At 35.5% G+C, this 10,954-nt stretch carries 10 protein-coding genes; 9 read left to right on the top strand and 1 reads right to left on the bottom strand.

Going from position 1 to position 10,954, the window contains the following annotated elements:
- Positions 1-42 precede the first annotated feature (42 nt).
- The 8 genes from A2290_06180 to A2290_06215 all read left to right on the top strand — a co-directional run bounded on the left by A2290_06180 (position 43) and on the right by A2290_06215 (position 8,892).
- On the top strand, positions 43-597 hold the full coding sequence (locus A2290_06180) for a hypothetical protein (GenBank protein ID OGC15644.1): 555 nt from the start codon (positions 43-45) through the stop codon (positions 595-597).
- Positions 598-628: 31 nt separating this feature from the next.
- Complete coding sequence (locus A2290_06185) at positions 629-1,672, top strand: rod shape-determining protein (protein OGC15645.1); 1,044 nt, start codon at positions 629-631, stop codon at positions 1,670-1,672.
- A gap of 92 nt (positions 1,673-1,764) precedes the next feature.
- Positions 1,765-2,484, top strand: a complete 720-nt coding sequence (locus tag A2290_06190) for a rod shape-determining protein MreC (protein OGC15646.1) — start codon at positions 1,765-1,767, stop codon at positions 2,482-2,484.
- On the top strand, positions 2,472-2,933 hold the full coding sequence (locus A2290_06195) for a hypothetical protein (protein OGC15647.1): 462 nt from the start codon (positions 2,472-2,474) through the stop codon (positions 2,931-2,933). Before A2290_06190 ends, A2290_06195 begins: the two co-directional genes overlap by 13 nt.
- Positions 2,926-4,653 carry a penicillin-binding protein 2 gene (locus A2290_06200; protein OGC15648.1) on the top strand — a complete coding sequence of 576 codons (1,728 nt, stop codon included), beginning with the start codon at positions 2,926-2,928 and terminating at the stop codon, positions 4,651-4,653. The genes A2290_06195 and A2290_06200 overlap by 8 nt, the downstream gene beginning before the upstream one ends.
- A 97-nt stretch (positions 4,654-4,750) precedes the next feature.
- Positions 4,751-7,288 carry a DNA mismatch repair protein MutS gene (locus A2290_06205; GenBank protein ID OGC15649.1) on the top strand — a complete coding sequence of 846 codons (2,538 nt, stop codon included), beginning with the start codon at positions 4,751-4,753 and terminating at the stop codon, positions 7,286-7,288.
- 77 nt (positions 7,289-7,365) lie between these two features.
- Positions 7,366-8,310: a nucleoid-structuring protein H-NS gene (locus tag A2290_06210; protein OGC15650.1), complete on the top strand. Its 945-nt coding sequence runs from the start codon at positions 7,366-7,368 to the stop codon at positions 8,308-8,310.
- Positions 8,311-8,436: 126 nt separating this feature from the next.
- The gene (locus A2290_06215; GenBank protein OGC15651.1) at positions 8,437-8,892 is read left to right on the top strand and encodes a hypothetical protein; all 456 of its coding nucleotides are present in this window, start codon (positions 8,437-8,439) and stop codon (positions 8,890-8,892) included.
- An 18-nt stretch (positions 8,893-8,910) separates the two neighbouring features.
- Here the strand turns inward: A2290_06215 and A2290_06220 are convergent, their stop codons facing one another.
- Positions 8,911-10,251 (bottom strand): hypothetical protein, encoded by a 1,341-nt coding sequence (locus A2290_06220; GenBank protein ID OGC15652.1) that lies wholly within the window; start codon positions 10,249-10,251, stop codon positions 8,911-8,913.
- 307 nt (positions 10,252-10,558) lie between these two features.
- Between A2290_06220 and A2290_06225 the strand changes: the two genes are divergently transcribed.
- On the top strand, positions 10,559-10,825 hold the full coding sequence (locus tag A2290_06225) for a hypothetical protein (GenBank protein ID OGC15653.1): 267 nt from the start codon (positions 10,559-10,561) through the stop codon (positions 10,823-10,825).
- Positions 10,826-10,954: the final 129 nt, after the last annotated feature.

The following is a 10,954-nucleotide window of genomic DNA, read 5'->3' on the forward strand; positions in this document are numbered from 1 at the left end:
GACTCTTGTCTTCTATTCATTGTAAAATTTCCGCACATACAAATGAAAGTAATTAAAAATATATTTTTAGTCTTTATTCTTATAATAATTATAGCTTTTAGTTTCTGGATCAGTTTTTTGCTTGGAAAAAACATTTTGAATCCAGTTGTAAAAGAGCCTGAAACTATTGATTCTTTAACAAAAGAAGCAAGTGAAATATTAGAAGAGATAGGCCCTATATCTTTTGAAGTGGAAACAGAACCCTTTGATGCCTCTTTAAATGATTATAACGAAGGGAGCAATGAGTCTGTCACATTTGATACAATATCCACTAGTACAACATCTAAGCTAACTAATAATTCCAATAGCGGAAATGTTTCTGTAAGTAAAGTGGTTTCTCCCAGCTATAAGTATAAAGTTCAAATAGGGGTCTTCTCTGCTTACAAGAATGCGGTTGACTTGAAAGATCTTCTTTTAAAAAATGAATTTAACCCTGAAATTGAAAAGTACAGATACTATTTTCGGGTCTTCTTACATGCTACAGATCGGGCAGATGCTAAGAGACTTTTAAGCCACTTGAAAAATAAAGGATTTGAAGCTATCATTAAGTCAGACTAACAAGGTCAAAAAAGAATAGGAGAATTTAATTATGGGTCTTTATGATGCTATTTTTGGTAAGTTTTCAAGAGATTTGGGCATTGATTTGGGGACTGCGACTACACTTGTCTTTGCCAGAGGTGAAGGGATTATTTTATGTGAACCCAGTGTAGTGGCATTAGATAAAAATACCAATAAGATTTTAGCCATTGGAAATGAAGCGAAAGGGATGTTAGGAAGAACTCCCGGGAACATTGTCGCTGTTCGCCCCATGAGAGATGGTGTTATTGCTGATTTTGAAGTTACGGAGATGATGCTTAGACATTTTATAAACAAGAGCCACAACAGATCAACTTTTGTAAGGCCTCGTATAGTGGTTGGTGTCCCTTCGGGTATTACGGGAGTTGAAAAGAGAGCAGTTCTTGATGCTGCCATGCATGCTGGAGCTAGAGAAGCTTATTTAGTAGAAGAGCCTATGGCGGCTGCAATTGGAGCCAACCTTCCCGTTTCTGAGGCGGCAGGTTCTATGATAGTAGATATAGGGGGCGGAACTACTGAAGTTGCTGTTTTAGCTTTAGGTGGGATTGTTGTCAGTAAATCTATTCGTGTTGCGGGCGATGAAATGGACGAAGCGATAGTAGCCCATTGCCGTAAAAACTATAATTTACTTATAGGCGAGAGGACCGCTGAACAGATTAAGATTGATATTGGCTCTGCCTACCCATTGGCAGAAGAAAAAACCGTTGAAGTAAGAGGGCGGGATTTGGTTACGGGACTTCCAAAAACGTTAACATTGACTTCATCGGAGATAAGAGATGCTCTTGCAGAACCTGTTGCCACTGTTGTTGATGCTGTTAGAATGACTCTTGAAAAAACACCTCCTGAACTTGCCTCTGATATAATGGACAGGGGGATTGTAATGGCTGGAGGGGGGTCTCTTCTTAGGGGGCTTGATAAACACCTTTCGCAGGAAACTGATATGTCTGTTTATGTTGTGGATGATCCTGTTTCTTGTGTTGCTTATGGCACAGGGAAAATTTTGGAAGAGATAGATACTTTAAAAAGAGTTTTGATGATGCCTAAAAAAGGGTCGTAAAAAAAGATTCAGTGAGTTATCGCTTTTTCTTAATTTTATTTTTAAGTTTAGCCCTAATATTAAATTTACAATTTATTGGGTCTTCACCTCTTATGCAATTTGTGCAATTAACAATCAGATGGGTATTTTATCCTGTGCAATTTGTGTTTAATTCTATTGTAGATGTAATCCCTCGCTCATTTATTTTTTTAGCAACCGCCTATAAATTTGAAAATATATCCAGGGAGATGACTTTAGAAAAAAAAGAGTTAAAAGCTGAATTGCTTGTGCTTGAAGGGATAAAAAACGAAAATGCAGAACTTAAAAAAGCTTTAAATTTTTCTCACAATTCAGCTTATAACTTTAAGTTAATCCCTGCTTTTGTTTACGAACGTGCAAGTGAAAGTTGGAATAATATTATAGTTATAAATGTTGGGATAAAAAACGGAGTAAGGATTGGCAATACTGTTATAGCTGAAGAAGGGCTTGTTGGTAGAGTTGTTGCTGTGGATGATTTTTCTTCCAAAGTTATGCTTATAACCTCGCTCCGCAGTTCGGTAAGTGTCATTATGGTAAATAAAAAAACGTTTGGAATTGCAAGAGGTGGATTTGGCGCTGATAAATTGATTATAGATTATGTATCTGAAGGAGCAGATGTTTCTCTCGGCGAAAAAATCATGGTTTCTCCCGCAAGCAACGTTTTTATACCAGGGGTTCCTCTTGCTTATGTTTCAAAAGTTGAAAACAGCGTAAACAACATATTTCAATTTATTGAAGCAAAACCTATTGTTAACTTTTCCGGGTTAAGAGTTGTATTTGTATGCAAACCTTAAAATTATTTTTTATATTAATATTTGTTTTACTTCTTCAGGGGAGGATGGGATTTTGGACAAATCCCGATTTTCTGTTGATTTTTATTGTTTTTTTGGCTGTTAAAGAAGATAAGACAAAAACAATTTCCTTTGCTTTTTGGGGCGGATTTTTGCGGGACATCCTTTTTTCTTTGGGTTTTGTTTTTACTTTTGTAAGCACTCTTATTGGTATTATTATTATATATATTAGGACTTTTTTTGTTTTAGAAGAAAAACAATTGATTGTAATTTTAACTGCAATATTTACGCCTTGTTCTTTTATCTTTTCTTTTTTTATTACACATTATTTTTATTCATCGGGAACAGCTTATTTTCCTTTTTGGGAGATGATTGTTTCTACTATGCTAAATGTTTTATTTACTCCTTTATGTTATTTTTTGTTTGACAGGTTTATAACAAATGATGAATAAATCGAGGATTTTTTTACTTCTCCTTGTTTTGATGTTTATTTTTTTTACTTTTAGATTAATTCAACTGCAAATTTTAGATTATGAAAAAAATTCCAAGTTGGCTTTGGATAATGCTGCTCGTTTGATTCCCGTTCTTGCTCCTCGTGGAGTTATTTTTGACAGAAATGGAAACATTCTCGTTCAAAACAGACCTGTTTTTATGGTATATGTTTTGCCTCATCTATTGCCGAAAAATCCCAATCCTGTTTTTGAAAAACTGGGAAATATACTTAGAATTCCCAAGGGAGTTATATTAAAGCGTTTTAAGGAGAGAAAAACCCCTATTTTTGAGGGGATTTTAATCGCACGAGATGTTCCTGTTTCTGTTGTTTCTGAAATAGACGAGATGAGTTTTGATTTGCCGGGGGTTGAAGTTTTAAAGTATCCGCTTCGTTCCTATCCAAACAAACAATTAGCAGCCCATGTATTAGGCTTTGTAGGGGAGATTACAAAAGAGGAGTTGTCATTACTTAAAGATGATGGTTATAGGTTGGGGGATTTAATTGGCAAAGATGGCGTGGATAAGGTTTATGATGAATACTTAAGAGGAACCCCGGGAGGAAAAAGATTAGAGGTGGATGCCTTAGGTTATCCCGTAAGGATTTTGGAGAAATTAAACCCGATACCGGGAGATAGTCTTGTTTTGACAATAGATAATGACCTTCAAAAAAAAGTTGAGGATTTGCTTGGTTATAAAGAAGGGGCTGTTGTTGTTCTTGATCCAAACAATGGTGAAATACTGGCAATGGCATCAAGCCCTACTTATGATTCAAGTAAAAAATGGGAGGAAATAAGCAAAAAAAATCACCCATTTATGAATAGGGCTATATCTTCATATCCTCCGGGGTCAACATTTAAGCCTGTTACACTATCTGCTGCGTTGGAAGAAAAAGTGACTCGAAGCGATGAAATGTTTTATTGCAGCGGAGCATATAGACTTGGAACTCGAATTGCAAAATGCTGGAAACTTGAGGGGCATAAAAGTATTTCTGTTTTGGAGGGGTTGGTTCAATCTTGTGATGTTGTTTTTTATGAGTTGGGAAGAAGGCTTGGTCCGACAAAACTAAAAAAATATGCAAAAGCATTTGGTTTGGGAGAAAAAATAGGGGTGGATCTTCCCGGGGAAAAAAATGGTTTTATTCCTGACCCTGAATGGAAAGAAGAAAGGTTTGGAGAAAAGTGGTATGTGGGGGATTCCATAAATATCGGAATAGGACAGGGCTATATCCAGGTAACTCCGCTTCAGCTGGCATGTATGTATGGCCAGATAGCGTTGGGCAAGAGAATGAAACCGTTTGTTGTTAAAAAGATTATCACTTCTTCCGGTGAAGCTGTGTTTGAAAATAAGCCATATGAAATATCTCCTATTGAAATTTCAAGTGGTACCTTGGGATTAATAAGGGATGCTTTACATAAAGTTGTTATTCGAGGAACAGGGATTAATGCTTTTGTTGCTAGCATGGAAGCGGCGGGAAAAACAGGGACGGCAGAAAACAGGGGCGTCGCACATGCATGGTTTGTCGCTTATGCCCCTTATAATAATCCAAAAATTGTTGTTGTAGCTTTTATTGCGCATGGAGCCCATGGCGATAGGGTTTCTGCTCTTATTACAAGAGATATTTTTGAATGGTATCTAAAAAATCGCACTCTCAAAACAGCTTTACAAAATAACTTGCTGTAAGTAATCACCTGCCGGTAGACGGGTATTTTTATGTTATAATTATTTATTATAAAATTCATCCGCAACGCTGTATAAATAGGAGATCTGAAGTTAAAAAATGGATCAACAAACCCCCATGGTAAAGCAATATCTTGAGATTAAATCTAAAAATAAAGATTCTATCCTTTTTTTCCGTCTCGGTGATTTTTATGAAATGTTTTATGAAGATGCTGATCTCGCGTCACGTGAACTTGAACTTACCTTGACAGGTAGGGGGCAGGGAGAGAACAAAATGCCGATGTGCGGAGTCCCTTACCACGCGGCAGAAAACTATATAGCCCGCCTTGTTACCAAGGGCTATAAAGTGGCAATTTGCGAACAGGTTGAAGATCCCGCGCTTGCTAAAGGGCTTGTTAAACGAGAAATCATAAAGGTTTACACTCCAGGAACGGTTATTGAATCTTCTATGTTGTTACAAAAGGCAAATAATTATCTTTTGGCGGTATCTTATGAAAAAGGGAAATTTGGAATTTCTTATGTCGATGTTTCAACTGGAGAATTTAAAGTAACGGAAATAGAAGAGAATAAGATTTTATTTGATGAGATAAACAGGATAAATCCTTCCGAAATCTTATTTTCCGATATGTGGCAGGAGGAAGTTCCGGAAAATCTTGCTCTAAGAATCAGTAAATTTAAGGATAATTATGATGCACAGACGGCATCAGACAGATTAAAAAAACATTTTAATGTTGTTTCTCTTGCTTCTTTTGGGATAGATAACTACTCGGTTGGATTATCTGCCGCTGCTTATGTTGTAGATTACCTTGAAGAGACTCAAAAAACAGCTCTTTTACATATAAATAAAATTGTTCCATATAGGATAGGGGAATACATGTTTATTGACTCTAGCGCAAGGAGAAACCTTGAACTTGTTCAAACAATGAAAGACAAATCTTTCAGGGGGAGCCTTTTGTGGGTGTTGGACCATTGCTGCACAAACATGGGGAGCCGTCTTTTGCGGAATTGGTTGCTTATGCCCCTTATGAACGTTGATGAAATAAATAAGAGACTTGATGCTGTTTCTGATTTAAAAGAAAATACGATTTTGCGCGCTGAACTTTCGGAAAAACTAAAAAAAGTTTTCGATATAGAGCGGCTTACCACCAAGATTGCGTCATCATCTGCCAACGCAAAAGATTTGGTCGCGCTAAGAGATTCCTTAAACGAGATCCCATTTATAAAAAACCTTATTTTGGAAGCCATCCCTACGTTTTCCTGTTCCAAAGATTCTTTATCTGTTTTATCAAGAGCTTCTTGTATTTCTGATCTTCCGGAAGTCAAAGAACTTGTAAATTTGGCGATAGTCAACAATCCCCCTTTTCAAATAAAAGATGGAGGATTAATTAGGGATGGATATAATCTGGAACTCGATGAGTTAAGAACAGTGACGCGTGGGGGGAAGAGCTTTATTGCGGAACTTGAAAATAGTGAAAGGATAAAGACGGGCATTAAATCTTTAAAAGTCGGATTTAACAGAGTTTTTGGTTATTACATTGAAGTTACAACTTCCAATCTGTCCCAGGTTCCTCAAAATTATATAAGAAAACAGACTCTTACAAACTGTGAAAGATATATTACTCCGGAGTTAAAAGAGAAGGAAGCTCTTGTTTTAAACGCCGATGAAAAGATAAAAGAACTTGAATATAATTTGTTTTGTGAAATAAGAGAGGAGGTTTCTAAATATACATTGAGGTTACAGGAGATAGCGCATATTTTGGCTGCCCTTGATGTTTTTATTGCTTTTGCGGATATTGCATCATACGGAAAATATTGCAGACCGAAATTTTCTTCTGATGCTGATAATTTACATCCTTATATTCATTTGATAGATTCCAGGCACCCTGTTGTCGAAAAGAGCATAGGGGAACATAATTTTATTTCAAACAATATTGAGATAAATGAAGAGAGCCGGTTTTTATTAATTACTGGCCCCAACATGGCAGGCAAGAGTACTATAATGAAACAGGCGGCCCTGATTTTAATTATGGCACAGATGGGATCTTTTGTTCCAGCAAAAGAGGCAAATTTGTCCGTTACTGACAGAATCTTTACAAGGATAGGCGCCATGGATGATATATTTTCAGGCCAATCTACTTTTATGCTGGAGATGACAGAGACTGCCAATATTTTAAACAATGCAACTAATAGAAGTTTTATTATTCTTGATGAGATAGGGCGGGGGACTTCTACATTTGACGGCATGTCAATTGCCGCTGCAGTTGCGGAATATATTCATAAAAACATTAAGGCCAGAACAATGTTTGCCACCCATTATCATGAAATTACCCAGCTTGCGGACAAGCATCGCGGAATGAAAAATTTTAATGTAGCAGTTAAAGAGGAGAATGATCATATAACATTTTTACATAAAATTATAAACGGGCCTGCAGACAAATCTTATGGCATACAAGTGGCAAGGTTAGCCGGGTTGCCTGTGGAAGTTGTGTTACGGTCAAAAGAGATATATTCGACCCTTGAGATGGTAGAAAATAATTTAGGAGAAAACTCTTCAAGATCAAAAGAAGCATTTACATTAAAAAAAATCGGAAAATCCAGGTTTAAACGTGAAGAAGACAATCAAGTAAGTCTATTTTAGTGACTGTTGCGAAAGATTAAAATGCCTGCCTGATCCCCTGAATTTTGGTATAATATAATAAAACAAAGGAGATTTGCATGTTCAGAGAAAAAATCAGAGTCTTTGATTGCACTATAAGGGATGGAGGGCTTATAAATAAGCACAATTTTGATATTCGATTCGTCAAAGAAGTTTATAAAGCTCTTTCCTCTTCAGGGGTTGATTACATAGAATTGGGATATAAGAATTCCAGAAAATTATTTTCTCCTAAAGAGTATGGGCAATGGAAGTTTTGTGATGATGAAGATATAAAAGAGGTAATTGACGGAGTTGAATCAAAAACTAAGATCTCAGTAATGGTTGATATTGGACGAGTAGATATAGATGATGTTAAACCTGCAAGTGAGAGCCCTGTTGATATGATAAGAGTTGCGTGTTATGTAAAAGATACGGACAAGGCAATTGCGATGGTCAATCATTTTGCCGATAAGGGATATGAAACAACTGTTAATATTATGGCTATTTCAAAAGTGCAGGACAGCGAATTGGATGAGGCATTACATCAATTTGAGAGAGAGAGCCGCGCGAATGTAATATATATAGTTGATAGTTTTGGTTATTTATACCAGGAGACAGTAGAACATCTAGTAAAGAAGGCAAAAAGAATAATAAAAACAAAAGAGATAGGATTTCATGGTCACAACAACCAGCAACTTGGTTTTTCAAATACCATAGAGGCGATTATTCATGGAGCAAATTATTTGGATGCCACGGTTTTTGGCATTGGCAGGGCGGCAGGAAACTGTCCGATGGAATTGCTTTTGGGTTTCTTAAAAAATCCGAAATTTGATATCAGGCCTGTTCTTGATCTTATATCAAAAGAGTTTATCCCTTTAAGGGAAAAGATAGAGTGGGGCTATATAATTCCTTATGCTATAACAGGTATGTTAAACGAACATCCAAACACTGCGATGGCTTTACGTAATAGCGCAAACAAGGAAGATTACAGAGAATTTTACGAAAAAGCAAGAGGCATAGATTAACCTTTTTTATATTAACCCCGATTATGATAATCGGGGCTTAAAATTCCTCCTAATAATTGGGGTTAATAATTTGAAATTCTGAATTTTTTAAATCGATAAAATAGTATAGTAAGATCAAGTGTTAAAATGATCAAATTTAAAATAATTTCATTTGAAATAGATGTAGCAGTAGAGAGGTCTTCTCTTGATAATTTAATAGCATCTTTACGGATGTTAGATGTTACATTAACTGCTGATTTGGAAAGATGTGCAAATGATATAAAACGTTTCGGTCTTCCTGTTACAACCTCTCGCATAAAAAAAATGATTGAGGAATCAAAAGAGGGATTAATAGGCTGGCTGGAAAGGTTGAAAAGGTTAAACATCCCACAGCCAAGTATAGCGAGGCAATCAGTCTCCTATCAACCGAACTCACCATTTGATGATTCTTCTCCTCTTCTCGTAGTCGCCGATAGAATAATTTTAACCTCATTAAAGAAAAAGTATGACAGATTTAATAACGAAAGCCTTAAACTTCTTTCATATGTCTTAATAAATTCTTACAGGCAAAAAAAATACTTCATAAAGAATAATTGGGGTTAAACTATTGACGGGAGATATTTATTTATATTGCGCTGAATATATTCTATAGTATGACCCGTCAGATTGGGTCCAGACAACAATGGCATCTCCTTTTTCATCCATAACAATTTGAGGTTGATCAATATTTCCGAGTGTATTGTTGCTAATTAATTTTTCTTCCCCCCATTTCCCTGAAGAATAATTATTTGCATAGACTTTATATAATGAGCCATCCAATACTTTCCAAACGACAATAACATTGTTATTGTTATCAATGACTACTTTTGGAATATACGCATTTCCGAGTTTATTATTGCTTATAATTTCTTCTTTCTGCCAAGAGTTTTCAAAAAAAGTTCTGGCATATATTCTATAATAATCTCCTTCCCATTGCATCCAGACAACTACAAAATCCCCGCTTGAATTGACGGCAATTTGCGGAGAATACGCACTTCCCAAAGAATTTGAGCTGATTTCTTTTGGAGGGGTCCAATTTCCAAGAGAGCAGGTACTTGTATAAATTTTATAAAAATTGTCTTTCCATTGTGTCCAAACGACAAAAACATTCCCATTTTTATCAATTGCCAGTTGTTGGTCGTAAGCATGTCCTGTAGTGTTATTGCTTATTGTTTTAGGGGTTTGAAAGCGGCCGCCTGAGGAAGAGTTGACAAAGACTTTATACACGTCTTTGTCAAGCTGATCCCAGACAACAAACGCATCTCCTTTTGAGTTAATTGCTATTTGTGGATTGTAAGAATCTTTAACGTTAATATCGCTTATAAGTTCGGATTTTTCCCATTTACCTTTAGCATAATGATTGGAAAAAATATGTTTATTAGGAGTTGTTGTTTGCATCCAAACGGCAAACGCATCTCCTTTTGGGTCAATCGCGATTGCCGGCGAAAAAACACCATCCCATGTCATATTGGAACTGATTTTTTTTAAAGGTGACCATTCTTTACCCGAAAGAAAAGCGGAGAATACGTTAATCTGACCATAAGATAAATCGTCCTCTTTATGACTTTGTGTAAAAACAAGAGCAGCATTTCCCATATCATTAATTGCAACTTTTGGCAAATCCGCGATATTAATGCCATCGGTTAGCAAAGTTTTAACTTCTTTCAGTTGTTTCCAATTATTTTTTGTATAATAGCTTCCGCAGATTTTAAATCTTTCCGAATATCCGTCTTGCTGAGCCCAAACTACAATTGCGTCTCCATTCCTGTTTATCGATATTTGAGGTTGATACGCATCTCCCTCATAGCTGCTTAAAGGTTTTGCCAAAGTCCAATTTTTTAAAGAAGTTGATCCATCTACAAAGTTAATAAAAATAATAAGAAACGCAACAAGTATTAAAATAGATTTAACAGTTAATTTCATATAATTTTCTTTGAAAATATAATTTTATAACCTCACCTAAGAATGCCATTATTATAACTTATTTACTTTTATTATTCATCCTTAAAAAAATTCGTACAGGAATTATCTCTTTGCCTGTGAGAAAGTAGAATTTCCGTATAAATACAAATTTTCATTGTTTTGTTGGTGTATAATATCTTTTATAGGTTTAGCTTTGCAGAAAATAAACCCCGATAATTCACCCCGATTAGAAAATCGGGGTTCATACCTGGGAAAATTTTCAACACTCTGCTAGAATTATGTTAGTCTATGAATAATCGGGGTAAAGATGATCAGCATTAAAAAAAATATAGATCAAGAATTAAAAAAGGCTATAAAAATCGCTTTAAAAACAAAGATTGGTATATCTTTTGATATATTGGGGTGTTTATACATAAGAGAACTTGAAAACGGTAAAATTGCTGTTGGAAGTGATCTTAAAAAAACTTTCGAAAGATTATTTTCGTCGAACAAACTCGATGAAGCGATAGATCTTTTTATTCAAAAAAGAAAAGAATTCCAGCTGGGTTTTGATTTTGAGGATGATAGGAGATGATATGAACTTACTGAAAATGATCCCTATAAGTAAAAATGCTGATGTCAAGAAAGTTGTGTAAATTTGTTGGGTACCTCTCCATTGTTTAATGTATAAACTAAAGCATAAATGATTCTATTAACAGATTTG

This window comes from candidate division WOR-1 bacterium RIFOXYB2_FULL_36_35 (genome assembly GCA_001771505.1).
GTDB lineage: Bacteria > Margulisbacteria > WOR-1 > XYC2-FULL-46-14 > XYC2-FULL-37-10 > XYB2-FULL-36-35.

Excerpts from the sequence above, each read along its gene's own strand:
- A2290_06210 (OGC15650.1), top strand. The coding sequence starts at position 7,366 with ATGTTCAGAGAAAAAATCAGAGTCTTTGATTGCACTATAAGGGATGGA.
- A2290_06180 (OGC15644.1), top strand. The coding sequence starts at position 43 with ATGAAAGTAATTAAAAATATATTTTTAGTCTTTATTCTTATAATAATT.
- A2290_06215 (OGC15651.1), top strand. The coding sequence starts at position 8,437 with ATGATCAAATTTAAAATAATTTCATTTGAAATAGATGTAGCAGTAGAG.
- A2290_06185 (OGC15645.1), top strand. The coding sequence starts at position 629 with ATGGGTCTTTATGATGCTATTTTTGGTAAGTTTTCAAGAGATTTGGGC.
- A2290_06190 (OGC15646.1), top strand. The coding sequence starts at position 1,765 with ATGCAATTTGTGCAATTAACAATCAGATGGGTATTTTATCCTGTGCAA.
- A2290_06225 (OGC15653.1), top strand. The coding sequence starts at position 10,559 with ATGATCAGCATTAAAAAAAATATAGATCAAGAATTAAAAAAGGCTATA.
- A2290_06205 (OGC15649.1), top strand. The coding sequence starts at position 4,751 with ATGGATCAACAAACCCCCATGGTAAAGCAATATCTTGAGATTAAATCT.
- A2290_06195 (OGC15647.1), top strand. The coding sequence starts at position 2,472 with ATGCAAACCTTAAAATTATTTTTTATATTAATATTTGTTTTACTTCTT.
- A2290_06200 (OGC15648.1), top strand. The coding sequence starts at position 2,926 with ATGAATAAATCGAGGATTTTTTTACTTCTCCTTGTTTTGATGTTTATT.
- A2290_06220 (OGC15652.1), bottom strand. The coding sequence starts at position 10,251 with ATGAAATTAACTGTTAAATCTATTTTAATACTTGTTGCGTTTCTTATT.